At 70.1% G+C, this 14,909-nt stretch carries 13 protein-coding genes and 1 other RNA gene; 10 read left to right on the top strand and 4 right to left on the bottom strand.

All coding sequences use genetic code 11. The features are described from left to right. Positions 1 to 12: 12 nt before the first annotated feature. Complete coding sequence (locus ACFTQE_RS09790; protein ID WP_376924874.1) at positions 13 to 1,302, bottom strand: MFS transporter; 1,290 nt, start codon at positions 1,300 to 1,302, stop codon at positions 13 to 15. 69 nt (positions 1,303 to 1,371) lie between these two features. Between ACFTQE_RS09790 and prfB the strand changes: the two genes are divergently transcribed. Beyond that, the gene (gene prfB, locus ACFTQE_RS09785) at positions 1,372 to 2,478 is read left to right on the top strand and encodes a peptide chain release factor 2 (RefSeq protein WP_376924873.1); all 1,107 of its coding nucleotides are present in this window, start codon (positions 1,372 to 1,374) and stop codon (positions 2,476 to 2,478) included. A gap of 93 nt (positions 2,479 to 2,571) precedes the next feature. Here prfB and ACFTQE_RS09780 read toward each other — a convergent pair whose 3' ends face one another. Next, positions 2,572 to 3,264, bottom strand: a complete 693-nt coding sequence (locus tag ACFTQE_RS09780; RefSeq protein ID WP_376924872.1) for a TetR/AcrR family transcriptional regulator — start codon at positions 3,262 to 3,264, stop codon at positions 2,572 to 2,574. Between the two features lie 123 nt (positions 3,265 to 3,387). On the opposite strand from ACFTQE_RS09780, the gene ACFTQE_RS09775 reads away from it, so the two are divergent. The 6 genes from ACFTQE_RS09775 to ACFTQE_RS09750 all read left to right on the top strand — a co-directional run bounded on the left by ACFTQE_RS09775 (position 3,388) and on the right by ACFTQE_RS09750 (position 9,993). Beyond that, entirely contained in the window at positions 3,388 to 5,043 is a 1,656-nt protein-coding gene (locus ACFTQE_RS09775) for an amidohydrolase (RefSeq protein ID WP_376924871.1), read from the top strand. Positions 5,044 to 5,066: 23 nt separating this feature from the next. Continuing rightward, on the top strand, positions 5,067 to 6,551 hold the full coding sequence (locus ACFTQE_RS09770; RefSeq protein WP_376924870.1) for a Na+/H+ antiporter NhaC family protein: 1,485 nt from the start codon (positions 5,067 to 5,069) through the stop codon (positions 6,549 to 6,551). An 88-nt stretch (positions 6,552 to 6,639) separates the two neighbouring features. Then, entirely contained in the window at positions 6,640 to 7,698 is a 1,059-nt protein-coding gene (gene ftsE, locus ACFTQE_RS09765; protein WP_376924869.1) for a cell division ATP-binding protein FtsE, read from the top strand. Next, the gene (ftsX, locus tag ACFTQE_RS09760; protein WP_375834058.1) at positions 7,695 to 8,606 is read left to right on the top strand and encodes a permease-like cell division protein FtsX; all 912 of its coding nucleotides are present in this window, start codon (positions 7,695 to 7,697) and stop codon (positions 8,604 to 8,606) included. Before ftsE ends, ftsX begins: the two co-directional genes overlap by 4 nt. A gap of 95 nt (positions 8,607 to 8,701) precedes the next feature. After that, the gene (smpB, locus tag ACFTQE_RS09755) at positions 8,702 to 9,178 is read left to right on the top strand and encodes an SsrA-binding protein SmpB (RefSeq protein WP_376924868.1); all 477 of its coding nucleotides are present in this window, start codon (positions 8,702 to 8,704) and stop codon (positions 9,176 to 9,178) included. Positions 9,179 to 9,255: 77 nt separating this feature from the next. After that, the gene (locus ACFTQE_RS09750) at positions 9,256 to 9,993 is read left to right on the top strand and encodes a tyrosine-protein phosphatase (RefSeq protein WP_376924867.1); all 738 of its coding nucleotides are present in this window, start codon (positions 9,256 to 9,258) and stop codon (positions 9,991 to 9,993) included. Between the two features lie 48 nt (positions 9,994 to 10,041). On the opposite strand, the gene ACFTQE_RS09745 is transcribed toward ACFTQE_RS09750, so the two are convergent. Beyond that, positions 10,042 to 10,716 (bottom strand): SIMPL domain-containing protein, encoded by a 675-nt coding sequence (locus tag ACFTQE_RS09745; protein WP_376924866.1) that lies wholly within the window; start codon positions 10,714 to 10,716, stop codon positions 10,042 to 10,044. Positions 10,717 to 10,911: 195 nt separating this feature from the next. Here ACFTQE_RS09745 and ssrA point away from each other — a divergent pair. Together ssrA and ACFTQE_RS09735 are read left to right on the top strand one after the other, a co-directional pair. Further along, positions 10,912 to 11,283: a transfer-messenger RNA gene (gene ssrA / locus ACFTQE_RS09740) on the top strand. A 181-nt stretch (positions 11,284 to 11,464) separates the two neighbouring features. Beyond that, positions 11,465 to 12,919, top strand: a complete 1,455-nt coding sequence (locus tag ACFTQE_RS09735) for a thioester domain-containing protein (RefSeq protein WP_376924865.1) — start codon at positions 11,465 to 11,467, stop codon at positions 12,917 to 12,919. 4 nt (positions 12,920 to 12,923) lie between these two features. Here the strand turns inward: ACFTQE_RS09735 and ACFTQE_RS09730 are convergent, their stop codons facing one another. Continuing rightward, positions 12,924 to 13,835, bottom strand: coding sequence for a LysR family transcriptional regulator (locus tag ACFTQE_RS09730; protein WP_376924864.1), 912 nt, complete (start codon positions 13,833 to 13,835; stop codon positions 12,924 to 12,926). Positions 13,836 to 13,916: 81 nt separating this feature from the next. Between ACFTQE_RS09730 and ACFTQE_RS09725 the strand changes: the two genes are divergently transcribed. Beyond that, positions 13,917 to 14,870, top strand: a complete 954-nt coding sequence (locus tag ACFTQE_RS09725) for a DMT family transporter (protein ID WP_376924863.1) — start codon at positions 13,917 to 13,919, stop codon at positions 14,868 to 14,870. Positions 14,871 to 14,909: the final 39 nt, after the last annotated feature.

Below are 14,909 nucleotides of genomic sequence, written 5' to 3'. Positions count from 1 at the left end.
CGAGCGCCCGCCTCAGCGCCGCCGGTGCGGCACGTAGCGCGGGATCCAGCGCCAGAGCATCGCCGCGCCGACCAGGCCGAGCACTCCGACGGCGACGTTCGCCACCATGATCGACGCGATCGAGGTGACCGCCGCGATCATGAGCGGCGCCCCCGCGCCGCCGGTGTCGCCGATCATGCGGAACGCTCCGAGGAACGGCGCCGGGTTCTGCTTCGGGGCGAGGTCGGCGCCGAGCGTCATGATGATGCCGCTCGTGACGCCGTTCGCCAGGCCGAGCCAGACGGCGATGATCGTGAACCACACGGCGTTCGACGGCAGGTCGTGCGTGAACGCGAGGGCGATGTGCCCGACGGCCATGCCGAGGAGGCCGGGGATCGCGCTCCAGAGCCGCCCGAACCGATCCATGATCTGGCCGCTCGCGTAGAAGAGGGCGAAGTCGATCGTGCCCGAGATGCCGATCACGAGGGCCGCCTGCTCGGCCGGCATGCCGATCGAGACCGACCACAGCGGCAGCACGACCGTGCGACTCACGCGCACCGCCGCGAGCAGCCCGACCCCGGTGCCGATGCGCGCGAGCACCCCGCGGTTCTCGCGGATCGCGCGGAACACGCTCGGCGACGACTCGGCCGCCGCCTCGGCTTCGCCTGCGGTGAGGGGTGCGCCCGAGGCATCCGTCGTGGTCGAAGCAGCGGATGCCTCGCGCGCGAGCCTCGCGGCACCGAACACTCGCTCGGGGTCGGGCAGCAGCACGAGCACGCCGACCACCGCGAAGCACGCCCCGACGAGCACCCAGAAGACGGCCTCGCTCGACCCGGTCGACGCGATGATCGCGGCGGCGACGAAAGGGCCGACCGCCCAGCCCGCGCGGAACACGCCGCCGAGTGTCGAGAGGGCTCGAGCCCGCGTTCGCACCGGCACGTAGCTCGTCAGGAACGCGTGCCGAGCGAGTCCGAACACGGCCGTGGCGAGCCCGAGGAGGAAGACGCCGATGGCGAGCGCAGGCAGCGTGGGGGAGACGATGGCGATGAGCACGCCGATGACGGCGAGCATCGCGGCCCCGATCATCGCGTTGCGTTCGCCGATGCGGGCCACGAGCCATCCGGCGGGCAGGTCTCCGGCGAGCTCGCCGACCATGAGCATCGCGGCGATGAGGCCGGCGAGTGCGAGCGAGGCGCCGCGTTCGCTCGCCACGAGCGGCACGATCGGGATCATCGCGCCCTCGCCGAGCGAGAACACGAGGGTCGGCAGGTAGACCGGGAGGATGATCGAACGCCACGAGAATCGGGGCGTGGAATCGGTCATCGATTCGACGCTACACCCGCGCGGGCGATGCACCATGCGGGCGGGCGACTCGCGTAGGCTGGGGACGCCATGTTGGATCTTGACCTCTCGCAGGAGATCGCCGCGCTGCGCTCCACCTTCAGCGACATTCGCGCAGTCGTCGACGTCGACGCCATCACCGCCGACATCGAGCGGCTCTCAGAAGAGGCGGGCGCCCCCGATCTCTGGGACGACACCGCGAACGCGCAGAAGGTGACGAGCGCGCTCAGCCATCGTCAGTCCGAGCTCGCGCGCGTCACGAGCATCGACTCGCGACTCGACGACCTCGAGGTGCTCATCGAGCTCGCCAACGAGATGGGCGACGAAGACAGCGCCGCAGAGGCCCGCACCGAGCTCGAGTCGCTGCAGAAGGCGATCGGCGACCTCGAGGTGCAGACGCTGCTCGACGGCGAGTGGGACGACCGCCCGGCGGTCATCACCATCCGCGCCGGCGCCGGCGGCGTCGACGCCGCCGACTTCGCCGAGATGCTCATGCGCATGTACCTGCGCTGGGCCGAGAAGCACGGCTACAAGACCACCGTCATGGACACGAGCTACGCCGAGGAGGCGGGCATCAAGTCGGCGACGTTCGAGATCGACGCGCCCTACGCCTTCGGCACGCTGAGCGTCGAGGCCGGCACGCACCGCCTCGTGCGCATGAGCCCCTTCGGCGCTGCGGGCAAGCGCCAGACGAGCTTCGCGGCCGTCGAGGTCATCCCGCTCATGGAGGAGGCGCAGGAGGTCGACATCCCCGAGAACGACATCCGCGTCGACGTCTTCCGCTCGAGCGGCCCCGGCGGCCAGTCCGTCAACACGACCGACTCCGCCGTGCGCATCACCCACCTCCCGACCGGCACGGTCGTCTCGATGCAGAACGAGAAGTCCCAGATCCAGAACCGTGCGGCCGCCATGCGCGTGCTGCAGTCGCGACTCCTCCTCATCCAGAAGGAGCAGGAGGCGGCGCAGAAGAAGGAGCTCGCGGGCAACATCACCGCGAGCTGGGGCGACCAGATGCGCTCCTACGTGCTCGCGCCGTACCAGATGGTGAAGGACCTGCGCACCGAGTACGAGGTCGGCAACCCGAGCCACGTCTTCGACGGCGACATCGACGGGTTCATCTCCGCCGGCATCAAGTGGCGCAAGCGCCCCACCGAGTAGGCGCTCGAGCGAAGCGGATGCCTCCGGCCCCGGTCGGCCGAGCCGCCTGATCCAGCGCGCTCGGACGCGCCGGCGCTCAGACGCGCTCGGCGCTCAGACGCGCTCGGCCTCGACCGCCGCGGCGAGCGCTGCGGGCAGGCCGCCGACGAGCGCCGCGAGGCCGAGGTCGAACGAGCGGTCGGCGGGCTGCACGCCCTGCGCCGCGGACTTCACGCTCCGCAGGGCTTCGGCGCGGCTGAAGGTCGGTGCGAGGGAGGCTGCAGCACCGGGGGACATGATGTCGGCCGGTGCGAGCGTGTCGAGCGCCGATCCGATGATGAACGACTCGAGGGCGACGATGGCGTCGACGGCGCCGCCCACGGGCCAGCCCTCCGCCACGAACCGCCGCGTGATCGACTCGTAGTTCGCGACCGAGCGCTCCTGGCCGTCGATCGCCGTGGTCGCGAGCAGGGCGATGGCTGCGGGGTGCGTGGCGAACGCCGAACGGTAGGAGTGCGCCCACCGCAGCACGGCATCGGCAAGCGTCATCTCGGGGGTGTCGAATCCCGAGACGTCGAGGAGCTCTGCGACGCGCCCCCGCATGGCCCGCACGACATCGGCCTTGCCGCCGAAGTAGTGGTACAGCGCCGGGGGATGCACCGAGAGCGAGCGTGCGAGCGCCGCCATCGTGAAGCCGTCGGGTCCTGCCGTGCGGGCGAGGGCGAACGCCGCGTCGACGATGTGCTCGGCGCTCAGCACCGATGTGCGCGGGCGACCCGCACTTCGCTTGGCCGGAGTGGGACTCACGGGGCTCCTTCGAGGTGGTCGACGCAGGGGATTTGTCGATGAGCGTAGACGGGAGTAGCGTGTGCCCGAATTTAACCACATTAAATTTCGCCGCCGATGAAGGCGAGCGGGAAGCGAGCACACATGCACGGGGTCATCGCCGACACCATCCTCATCGGCGCGCGCGTGATCACGATGAATCCGCGTCAGCCGGAGGCATCCGCCGTCGCGATCCGTGCGGGTCGCATCCTCGCGGTCGGCACCGCCGCCGATCTCGCCGACTACCGCGGCCCGCGCACCGTCGTGCGGGATCTCGCCGGGGCATCCGTCACCCCAGGGCTCATCGACGCCCACATGCACCCCATCCAGGGCATCGAGCTCGCGGTGGGCATCGACTTCGGGGGAGTGCGCGACCCCGAGACGTTCCTGCGCATGCTCGGCGACGAGACCGCCCGTGTCGCCGACGGCTCGGCGGGCGGCTGGGTGCGCGGCTGGAACGTCGACTACGACCTCTTCACGAGCCTGCCGATGACCGCGGCGGCGATCGACGGCGCCACCGCCGGAGCCCCGGCGTTCCTGATCTTCTTCGACGGTCACACCGCACTCGCCAACACCGAGGCGCTGCGCCGCTCGGGCATCACCGGCGCACGCAGCTTCGGCGACACCTCCGAGATCGTCGTCGACGACTCCGGGCGGCCGACCGGCGCGCTCCGCGAGGACTCGGCGTTCGACATCGTGCTGCGCACCGCGCCCGAGTACACGCGCGCAGAGACCCTCGACCGGGTTCGCGACATCCTCGGCGGCCTCGCTGCATCGGGCATCACCGGCGGATGCATCATGGACGGCAACCCCGCGAACCTCGACCTGCTCGAGGAGCTCGACGGCGGGGCCTCCGCCGACCCCGAGGACCCGAGCGGGCTGCCCGTGCGCATCGTCTCTGCGATGGCGCACAACCCCGGCTACGACGAGGAGCGCACGCTCCACTACCTCGCGCAGCGCGACCGCAGCGGCAAGCGGTGGCGCGGCGGCCTCGTGAAGCTCTTCGCCGACGGCGTCATCGACACCGGTACCGGATGGCTCTACGAACCCGACACCCACGGCGACGGCGGCACCTCGTTCTGGGCCGACGCCGATGAGTTCGAACGCGTCGTGCACCGCTACGCCGAAGCCGGCTTCCAGATCGCGACGCATGCGATCGGCGACCGCGCGATCGGCGAGACGATCGACGCCTACCTCGCCGCGGGCGTGCACTCGAACGGCACCGCCGCCCACCGCATCGAGCACCTCGAGCTGCTCGCCGACCGAGACCTCCGCCGCATGGCGCACACGGGCATCACCGCGTCGGTGCAGCCGCTGCACATGCAGTGGCGCAAGGCCGACGGCTCCGACTTCTGGGCCGAACGACTCGGCCCCGAGCGCGCCGCCCTCGGCTGGCGGGTGCGCGACATGATCGACGCCGGCGCCCCGGTGGCGCTCGGCTCCGACTGGCCCGTCGCGCAGACCGATGCGCGCATCGGGCTCGCCTGGGCGCGGCTCCGCCGCGAGCCCGGCAACCGCGACGCCCCGGTGTTCGAGCCCGACCAGGTGCTCACGCCGTACGAAGCCCTACAGGGCTACACCGTCTGGGCCGCAGAGGCCCAGGGCGACCGCGATCTCGGCGTCATCGCGCCGGGCTACCGCGCCGACCTCGTCGTCTGGGCCGACAGCCCGCTCGACGTCGACGCGGACGAACTGCTGCACCTCCCCGTGCTGACGACGATCGTCGACGGGCAACCCGTGTTCGCGGCATCCGCCGCCTGACCCCCTTCGAATCAGAGGCAACCATGCAAGACGTCGGCGCGCTCGCGCTCCTCCCCGTCGTCATCATCCTCGTCGTGGCCGTGCTCACCCGGCGCACGCTCTTCGCGATGCTCTGCGGCACCCTCGCCGGTGCCGTGCTGCTCGGCGGCTGGGAGTTCTTCGACTCCTGGATCGGCTACTTCGGCACCGCCATGGCCGACGAGACCCTGCAGTGGCTCATGCTCGTCGTCGTGCTCTTCGGCATCCTGATCACGCTCTTCGAGCGCTCGGGCGCCGTGCGGGAGTTCGCGGCGTGGGCCGAGCGCTTCGTGAACTCGCGGCGCAAGTCCACCGTGCTGAGCTTCCTGCTGAGCATCGTGCTCTTCGTCGACGACTACCTGAACGTGCTCACCGTCGGCACGTCGATGAAGGCCGTCACCGACCGCTACAACGTGCCGCGCACCGAACTCGGCACGATCATGAAGATGACGGCGGCTCCGATCGCCGTGATCGTGCCGTTCTCGACGTGGGCGCTGTTCTTCGCGGGCCTGCTCGAGGCGCAGGGCGTCACCGCCAACGGCTCCGGCTTCGGCGCCTACCTCCAAGCCATCCCGTTCATCTTCTTCGGCTGGATCGCGATCGCGATCGCCGCACTCGTCGCGTTCGGCTGGTTCCCGAAGCTCGGCGCCCTGAAGAAGGACATCGCGCGGGCGGATGCCACGGGCGACGTGTTCCCCGTCGGCACCACCGCCGAGGAGCGCGAGGCCGAGGGCGGCCTGCCACTGAACGCCGAGGTCGGCGAGTTCGCCGTCGCGGGCGACGACGCCGGCCGCGCCGTCGCATCGGCACCCGAGACGGCGACCGCGGCAACCGCCACGGCGGTCGCGACGCGTGCCCCCGAGTACGCGAAGCCGCGTCCCTGGAACTTCCTCGTGCCGATCGCGGTCATGATCGCCGTGACGATCCTCACCGAGGTCGACGTGCTGAAGGGCACGGTCGCCGCGCTCATCGTCGCCATCGTCATGTACACGGTGCAGCGACGCCTGAAGATCAAGGGCGTGCTCGAGGCCGCGTTCGACGGCGTCGGCAGCATGCTCTTCGTTATCGTGCTCACCGCGCTCGCCTTCATGGTGCAGCACATGAACATCGACCTGCACCTCGCCGACTGGGTCATCGACGCGACCCAGCCGGTCATGAGCGGCGCGCTGCTGCCCGCCATGGTGTTCCTCGTCTGCGGCGTCTACGCCTACGCGACCGGCTCGTTCTGGGATCTCGCGGCCGTCATCACGCCGATCGTGATCCCGCTCGCCTTCGCGATGGACGTGAACCCGATCATCGCGGGCGCCGCCGTGTTCTCGGGTGCGGCGCTCGGCTCGACGACGTGCCTCTACGGCGACGGCATCATCCTCGCGTCGCGGTCGACCGGCATCAAGCCGCTGAACCTCATGACGGCGATCCTGCCGTACGCGGCCGTCGCGGCGGTGGCGTCACTCGTGCTCTACCTGATCGTGGGATTCGCCGGCGTGTAGAGCCGGTCGTCCCTATCAAGTGGGCGGCGACCCGGAATCCCGGTGTCGCTGCCCACTTTTGCCTGCCCCTTCCTTAGGCTCGATTGCGATGATCCGCTTCGACTCCGTCACCAAGACCTACCCCGGCCAGGCGAGGCCCGCCCTCAACGACATCGGGGTCGAGATCCTCCGCGGGGAGTTCGTCTTCCTCGTCGGCGCGTCCGGCTCCGGCAAGTCGAGCTTCCTCCGGCTCATCCTCAAAGAGGAGAAGCCGTCGAAGGGCGCCATCCACGTGCTCGGTCAAGACCTGGGTTCGATCTCGACGCGCAAGGTGCCGTACTTCCGGCGCGACCTCGGCGTCGTCTTCCAGGACTTCCGGCTGCTGCCGAACAAGTCCGTCTACGAGAACGTCGCCTTCACGCTGCGCGTCATCGGCAAGTCGCGGGGCTACGTGCAGTCGGCGGTGCCCGAGACGCTGAAGCTCGTCGGGCTCGACGGCAAGGGCAAGCGGATGCCCCACGAACTCTCGGGCGGTGAGCAGCAGCGCGTCGCGATCGCGCGGGCGATCGTCAACAAGCCGCAGATCCTGCTCGCCGACGAGCCGACCGGCAACCTCGACCCCGTGACGAGCGCGGGCATCATGACGCTGCTCGAGCGCATCAACGCGAGCGGCACGACGATCGTCATGGCGACCCACGAGGCCGGCATCGTCGACCAGATGCGCCGCAGGGTCATCGAGCTCTCGGCCGGCGACATCGTGCGCGACGAGCGCAGCGCCGGCTACGACGGGCAGACCGTGCGCGACGTCGACTACGTGCCCGAACAGGAGGCCGGGGAGGCCGGCGAGCCGGCCCCGTCAGGTCAGCCGGGCCAGCCCGAGGCCGCCATGGCCGCCGTCGCCGCACCGAAGGTCACCCCCGAGATCATGCGCGACGCCGAACCGCTCTACGTCGAGCCCGAGGCGACCGACGCCGTGACCGATGCCGCCGCCGAGATCACCGCTGCCGCGACGGGCACGATCCAGGTCGACCCCGAGAAGCTGAAGCCGAAGCAGGCTGGCGCCGGCGCGGCATCCGAACACCTGACCCTCGCCGAACGGCTGGGACTCAGGGCCCCGGGAGGCCCCCGGGAAGGCGATGACGACCAGGAAGTGGGGCCGACGAAATGAGGCTCGGTCTCGTGCTCTCCGAGGCGGCGAACGGCCTTCGCCGCAACGCCTCGATGGTGGTCTCCGTCGTGCTCGTCACGTTCATCTCCCTGACCTTCGTCGGAACCGCCGCGCTGCTGCAGCTGCAGATCGGCCAGATGAAGAACTACTGGTACGACCGGGCCCAGGTCGCCGTCTACCTCTGCACGAGCGTGTCGACGACCGCCGGGTGCACCGACGGCGAGGCGACCGAGGAGCAGAAGGCCGCGATCGAGGAGCAGCTCTCCTCGGACACGCTCGCGAAGTACATCGATGAGTTCTACTTCGAGGACCACGACCAGGCGTTCGCGAACTTCCAGGAGCAGTTCGCCGGCACTCCCGCGGCGGACTACGTGACGCCCGAGGTGCTGAACGAGACCTTCTGGGTGAACCTCGTCGATCCGTCGCAGGCGGCCGTGCTCGTGGAGAGCTTCGCCGGCATGGCGGGGGTCGAGGGCGTCGTCGACCAGCGGCGCTACCTCGACCAGATCTTCGACGTGCTGAATGCGGCGAGTTACACCGCGATCACGGTCGCGGCGATCATGCTCGTCGCCGCGGCACTGCTCATCGCGACGACGATCAGGCTCTCGGCGTTCTCCCGACGTCGCGAACTCGGCATCATGCGACTCGTCGGGGCATCGAACCGGTTCATCCAGACGCCGTTCATCCTCGAGGGGGTGTTCGCGGGACTCATCGGCTCCCTCCTCGCCGGCGGGGCGGTGGTGGCGATCGTGCACTTCTTCGTGCAGGGCTATCTCGCCGACAACCTCTCGTTCACCTTCGTCGACCTCACCGACGCGTTGATCGTCGTGCCGTTGCTGATACTCGTGGGCGTGGTGCTCGCCGCGGTCTCGGCCGGCATCGCGATCACGAGGTACCTGAAGGTCTGATCGGCCGGGTTTCGACACGCCCGGCCCGCAACGGCTAGACTGAACGGCTGCCTCGGATGCCCCGGGGCATCCGCACTCGACGCAAGGAGCCGCACGTGCCCAGGGAGACCGGTCAGAAGGTCGTGGCGACCAACCGCAAGGCGCGCCACGACTACACGATCGAGGACACCTACGAGGCGGGCCTCGTGCTCACCGGCACCGAGGTGAAATCGCTCCGCGAGGGTCGGGCGTCGCTCGTCGACGGCTACGCCTTCATCGAGGGCGGCGAGATGTGGCTCGACGCCGTGCACATCCCCGAGTACACCGAGGGCACGTGGAACAACCACGCGCCGCGTCGGAAGCGCAAGCTCCTCCTGCACAAGCAGGAGATCGTGAAGATCAGCCACCGGACGAGTCAGGGCGGCTACACGCTCGTGCCGCTGCAGATCTACTTCTCGGGCGGGCGCGCGAAGGTCGAGATCGCCGTCGCGAAGGGCAAGCGCGAGTACGACAAGCGGCATGCGCTGCGCGAGCGCCAGGACAAGCGCGAGGCCGATCGCGCCATGGCGAGCCGGCGCAATCTCGGCGACTGAACGTCGCGCCGAGCCCGTGTTCGCGGTCGTCTTCCCGCCCGGGCTCGCGTCCGGCGGGCGCGTGTAGGCTCGGCTCGATGGAGACTTCGACGCGCATTCCGGTACCCGGCACCTACAACTTCCGCGACGTCGGCGGGCTGCCGGCGCTGACCGGCACGGTCCGCGACGGTGTGCTGTTCCGCTCCGACGGGCTCGCCCGTCTGGGTGACGCCGGCCAGGCGAAGCTCCGGGAACTCGGCGTCGGCATCGTCATCGACCTGCGCGACGAGAACGAGGCGCGGATGATGCCCGACGACCTCGGCGACCTCGACATCGAGGTGCTGCGCCTGCCCGTCTTCGAAGGCTCGGGTGCGTCGCAGGGCATGGCGGGCATCTCCCTCGAGGCGCTGTACGAGCGCATCGTCACGCAGCACGCATCCGTCGTGGTCGACGCGCTGCGCGAGATCTCGACCGCGGGCGACCGTGCGGTCGTCGTGCACTGCACCGCCGGGAAGGACCGTACGGGCGTCGTCGTGGCGCTGGCCCTGCTCGCCGTCGGCGTCGATCGCGAGTCGGTCGTGGCCGACTACGCCTCGACCGAGGCGAATCTCGCCGGCGAGTGGCTCGACGGCATGGTCGAGCTCGTCAAGCGCCACGGGGTGCCCGACTCGCCCGCGCTTCGCACGCTCATGGGCGGCAGCCCTCGCGAGGCCATCGACGACCTCATCGACCTCATCGAGCGCGAGCACGGCTCGATCCGCGAGTACCTGCTCGCATCGGGTCTCGAACTCGGTGCGCTCGGCGCGCTCGAGACCCTGCTCATCGAGCCCGCCTGAGGCTTCGCGGCTCAGGCGGTCTCGACGGTTCGCGGCCTCGAGGCCGACTCACGCGGTGTCGGCGGCGAACCTCGCCTCGACCGATGCCGTGATCACGAGCAGGGCGGGAGTGAACTGCGACGGCCCGCCGCCGCCGGCCATGTCCGCGGAGGCGCGCATCGCGAACATCCGCTCGCCCCCGCCGCTCGGCGGCACTGGCTGGGCCGTGAGCAGGCCGGTGTCGGCGAGTTCCACGGGAGTCGGGGCGCCGAGGCCGAGGGCGGCGGCGTAGACGGCGGCCTTCGCCACCGCATCGGCCACGGCACCGCGCTGCGCGGCCTCCTGCGTGCGCCGCCGCGTGGCATCCGTCAATCGCCAGTCGATGCCGCCGATGCCGACGGAGTCGCCGAGCGAGATCGTGCTGACCCAGTCGCCGAGGCGGTCGAGGTCGGTGAACACGACCTCGACGTCGGCGCTCGCCTGGTGCACGACGGGCAGCTGCTTGCCCTCGTTGTTCCACGGGCGGTGCGACGAGACGCGCAACTGGCCGGCCGACCAGGTGTCGAGGGCACCGGATGCCTCGAGCTCGCGCACCTCGGCGACGAGCTGCTCGTGCGCGGTCGACGTGCGCGCGAGGGTCGTGTCCCGCTCGGCTCCCGAAACGCTCACGGTGAGCGAGACGGCGCCGAGCTCGGGAGCGATGCGTTCCTCGGCGGTGCCGCGCACGGCGATGACGGTAGCCACATGGACCTCCAGATGAATCCGCTCGGGAATGGCGGAGCGGGCGCGCCTGTTCTAGACTGTAAGGCCGGGTACCCGCCGTATCAACGATGGGCACCCGGGGTTTGAGTTCTTGCTCATTGACAACTCCACAGTGCGACAACGGCCCGCCAGGCTGCATGCTCGGTTCCGACTGAGCGATCGGCCACGGCGATTCATGGGGATGATCGGTTTCGACATCGTCTGCGAACCCACGAGAAGCGGGCCGAGGATCCAGGGTTATCTCGTAAACGATCTCTGGAAAACAATAAGTGCCAATGCAAAGCGCACTGACTTCGCCCTCGCTGCATAAGCGAGCCCGATAGTCCGTCAGCCCGCGGGTCTGTTCCCGCCCCGGTAGCTGGCGTCATCTAGGGAACTTGCTGCGTGTGGTCGCCTGAGCGACACGCGGGACTTCATTCAGGCTGGGCCCGTCGACCTAGGCGCCTGTGGCAAAGGTCGGGGCCGAGTAGAACGCTTGCACAGGCTGCGCCCGGAGAAGGCGTGGAATCACAGCGATGGACGGGGGTTCAATTCCCCCCATCTCCACCAATGGCCGTTGTCGCACAGTGCAGTACGGATGCCCGTTCGCTCGCGTTCTCGCGAGTGGCCGGGCATTTCCGTTGCCGCGGCCCGACACGCCGGGTTCCACGGGCCTTCCTTGATTCGACACCCCTGCTCCGACAGACTGACGTGGGATGACTCGGATCATCGCGGGCTCACGGGGGTGGCTATGCGCGTCGAACGCATTCGAACGATCGCGATCGGGGCGGTCTGCGCCGTTCTGCTCGGGACCATCGGGGCGCTCGGCCTCGCAGCACCCGCCACGGCGGTGCCGGTGCCCGACGATCCTCCCGTCGGTGTGGGCGATTCGCTCGGCGGACAGGTGACCGTCGACTCGTTCCCGCTGATCGGCAGCGCGGTCGGTGCGCAGGACGCGACGCTCGATCCGCTGGCGGGCTATCCCTCGTTTCCGGTCGGGCTCACGCCGGCCTCCCAGACGACGGCCCAGATCCAGCTGAAGGACTCGTTCGGCACTGCGACGGGCGTCGCGTACTGCATCGACCTCGAGACCGAGACCCGCATCGGCACGAACTACGACGCGGGCGAATGGTCGGAGACGACGATTCCCAACCTGTCGCAGGTCGCGTACATCCTGACGCACTACTTCCCGAACACGGCCGAGCCCGCGGGCCTCGCGACGCCTGCGGAGAAGACGGCGGCGGTGCAGGCCGCGATCTGGTTCTTCACCGACAAGTTCATCCTCGCGGATGCGAGCCCGCTGCGCGGGGCGACCTCGGCGATCGTCGCCGACGCGATCGCCAACGCGTCCGACGCACCCCCCGTCATCCCCGAGCTGACGGTGACGCCTCCGACGGGATCGCTCCCGTCGACCGGCGACCTCGTCGGGCCCTTCGTCGTCAGCGGCAACGTCGCGTCCGGCGTCCTCGAACAACGTGGGGTGCAGGTCTATCGGGATGCCGCGGGCACGCAGCCCGTCGCGAACCTCGAGTCCGTCGACGTCGGGTCCTCGCTCTGGGTGCAGTACGTCTCCGACGTCATTCCGATGGGGTTCCGGCTCACCGCGGCCGTCGAGTACAGCAGGGGCAGCGTCTACGTCTACAACGGCACGAACCCGGGCGTGACCGCGGCGCAGACCCTGATCCTCGCCACGAACACCGTGCTGCCGGTGCGAGCCGGCGTGCCGTTCACCTGGTTCGAGGCCGGCCAGCTCGAGGTCACGAAGCGCATCTCGGGAACCGGAGCCGGACTGCAGGGCGACGTGACCATCGAGGTCGTCTGCACCGGTGAGGCCGGTGACTTCAGTCGCTCGCTGACGGTTCCCGCGGGTACGGCGGCGGGGGACCACCCGCTGCTCGTCTCCGGTATCCCCGTCGGCTCGGAGTGCACGGTGACCGAGCCCGGCAACGGCGCGACGGCGCTGGCCTCGCTGGTGACATCGTCGATCACTCCCGCCTCCGTCACGATCACGAGCGAAGCGGTCGGCGAGGTGCTCGTCTCGAACGAGTACGCGAAGGTCCCGACTCCGACTCCTGCTCCGACCCCGACGACCGGACTCGCGGCGAGCGGTACCGACTCGGGCCTCCAGGGCGGACTCGCGCTGGCGCTGCTCGGCGGCGGCGTGCTGCTCGGCCTCATCGCGGCGAAGCGTCGCCGCGTGAGCTGATCGATCAGGAGCCGGCGGCCTCGCGCAGCAGCGTCGTCATGCGCTGCACGGCGGGGTGCGTGCGCATCGAGCGCTTCACCCTGAGCATGATGCGGCGTCGAACGTCGGCGTCGTCGAGCGGCACGAGGGCGACCCCGTCGGGCAGGCAGAGGGCGCCGAGCCTCGGGAGCACCGTGATGCCGACGCCGGCGGCGACGTAGTCGAACGCCGTCGCATAGTCGGGCGCCTGCAGGCGGAATCGAGGAGCGAAGCCCCGCGCGGTGCCGGCGGAGAGGACGATCTCGCGGCACGGCCCACGAGCGTAGTCGTTGTCGATCCACGGTTCGTCGGCCAGCTCGACGAGGCTCACCTCGTGTCGCGATGCGAGCGGATGCCGCAGCGGAACGACGGCCACGTAGCCCTCGGTGCGGAGCGGCTCGATGTCGTAGCCGTCGGCCACGCCGTCGGCGACGGCCGGGTCGCGGTCGCCGCGCACCGATTCGGCGACGTACAGCTCGAGATCGGGTTCGCCGGTGAGCTGGCCGTGCTGCTCGACGAGGCTGAGCTCGAGTCTCAGGTCGGGGAACTCGGCCAGCATCGCGGCGGCGACCCCCGGCATCCACGCGCGGTTCGAGGACGAGAAGCAACTGATCCGCAGGGTTCCGCTGCGACCCGAGCGGAGGTCGTCGGCGAGGGAATCGAAGTCGGCCAACTGGTCGAGCACCCGGGAGGCGCGCTCGGCGACGACGAGGCCGGCGGCGGTCGGCACGATGCCGCGCCCGCGCTTCTCGATGAGCATCAGCCCGGTCTCGCGCTGCAGCGTGCTGACGTGCTGGCTGACCGCCGATGGCGTGTAGCCCAGTCGCGTGGCGGCACGATTGATCGAGCCCGTCTGCACGACGGCGCGGAACACACGGAGGCGATGCGGATCGACCATGGATCGATCGTACAGCGTTGCTGAATTGATCGGTAGAATCGTTCGCTTGTGCTGTGGTGTTGGCTCCAACAGGCTGGAGCCATGCAACCTCCCGAGAGCGCCGCCCTCCGCCAGACACCGGCCGCGACGCACCGGGAGCCGATCCGCTGGAACGTGCTCGTGGCGATGGTCGTCGTGCTCGTGCTGTGGGCCTCGGCATTCATCGCGATCCGCGCGGTGGGGGAGTCGATCTCGCCGGGGCCGCTCGCGCTCGGGCGGCAGTCGGTCGGAGCCGTGGTGCTCGTCGCCATCGCCGTGTGGCGGAGGCCGCCCATGCCGCGCCCGCGTGCGCTCGCCCTGATCGCGGCGTACGGCGTGCTCTGGTTCGCGGGCTACACGCTCGTGCTGAACATCGCCGAACGCCACCTCGACGCCGGGACCGTCGCGATGCTCGTGAACATCGCCCCGCTGCTCGTCGCCCTCGCGGCCGGCGTGCTGCTGAAGGAGGGATTTCCGCGGCCGCTCATGGTCGGCATCGGGATCGCATTCGTCGGCGTCGTGATCATCGCGACGGGCGGAGTCGGGGCCGACAGCGAGCCGATCGGCATCGTGCTCGGTGTGCTCGCCGCGGTGCTCTACGCATCGGGGGTGCTCGTGCAGAAGGTGGCGCTTCGTTCGGCCGACGCCCTGAGCGCGACCTGGATCGGCTGCGTCGTCGGAGCGCTCGTGCTCGTGCCGTTCCTGCCGCAGACCGTCGTCGAGCTCTCGGAGGCCCCGACTCCCGCCGTGCTCGCGGTCGTCTACCTCGGGGTGGGCCCGACGGCGATCGCGTTCCTGCTGTGGGCCTACGTGCTCAAGCGCAGCTCGGCCGGCGCCACGGCGTCGGCGACGCTCGCGGTGCCCGCGATCGTGGTGCTGCTCTCCTGGCTGCTGCTCGGCGAGCTGCCGACCGTGTTCGGCATGGTGGGCGGGGCGCTCTGCCTCGCCGGGGTGGCCTGGAGCCGCCGGCGGCCCCGTGAGCCGCTCGAGTCGGCGTCGTCGCCCGCGACCGTGTGAGCGCCCCCGGCACGAGGATGCCGCGTGGCGTCGCCCGAC

Origin of the sequence: Agromyces sp. NPDC056965 (assembly GCF_042673425.1) — a bacterium.
In the GTDB taxonomy this organism is placed as follows: domain Bacteria; phylum Actinomycetota; class Actinomycetes; order Actinomycetales; family Microbacteriaceae; genus Agromyces.
The sequence above is the reverse complement of the archived record's forward strand: the minus strand, read 5'-3'. Positions and strand labels throughout refer to the sequence as shown.

Excerpts from the sequence above, each read along its gene's own strand:
- ACFTQE_RS09725 (WP_376924863.1), top strand. The coding sequence starts at position 13,917 with ATGCAACCTCCCGAGAGCGCCGCCCTCCGCCAGACACCGGCCGCGACG.
- prfB (WP_376924873.1), top strand. The coding sequence starts at position 1,372 with ATGTTGGATCTTGACCTCTCGCAGGAGATCGCCGCGCTGCGCTCCACC.
- ACFTQE_RS09750 (WP_376924867.1), top strand. The coding sequence starts at position 9,256 with ATGGAGACTTCGACGCGCATTCCGGTACCCGGCACCTACAACTTCCGC.
- ACFTQE_RS09735 (WP_376924865.1), top strand. The coding sequence starts at position 11,465 with ATGCGCGTCGAACGCATTCGAACGATCGCGATCGGGGCGGTCTGCGCC.
- ftsX (WP_375834058.1), top strand. The coding sequence starts at position 7,695 with ATGAGGCTCGGTCTCGTGCTCTCCGAGGCGGCGAACGGCCTTCGCCGC.
- ACFTQE_RS09770 (WP_376924870.1), top strand. The coding sequence starts at position 5,067 with ATGCAAGACGTCGGCGCGCTCGCGCTCCTCCCCGTCGTCATCATCCTC.
- ACFTQE_RS09790 (WP_376924874.1), bottom strand. The coding sequence starts at position 1,302 with ATGACCGATTCCACGCCCCGATTCTCGTGGCGTTCGATCATCCTCCCG.
- ACFTQE_RS09730 (WP_376924864.1), bottom strand. The coding sequence starts at position 13,835 with ATGGTCGATCCGCATCGCCTCCGTGTGTTCCGCGCCGTCGTGCAGACG.
- ftsE (WP_376924869.1), top strand. The coding sequence starts at position 6,640 with ATGATCCGCTTCGACTCCGTCACCAAGACCTACCCCGGCCAGGCGAGG.
- ACFTQE_RS09775 (WP_376924871.1), top strand. The coding sequence starts at position 3,388 with ATGCACGGGGTCATCGCCGACACCATCCTCATCGGCGCGCGCGTGATC.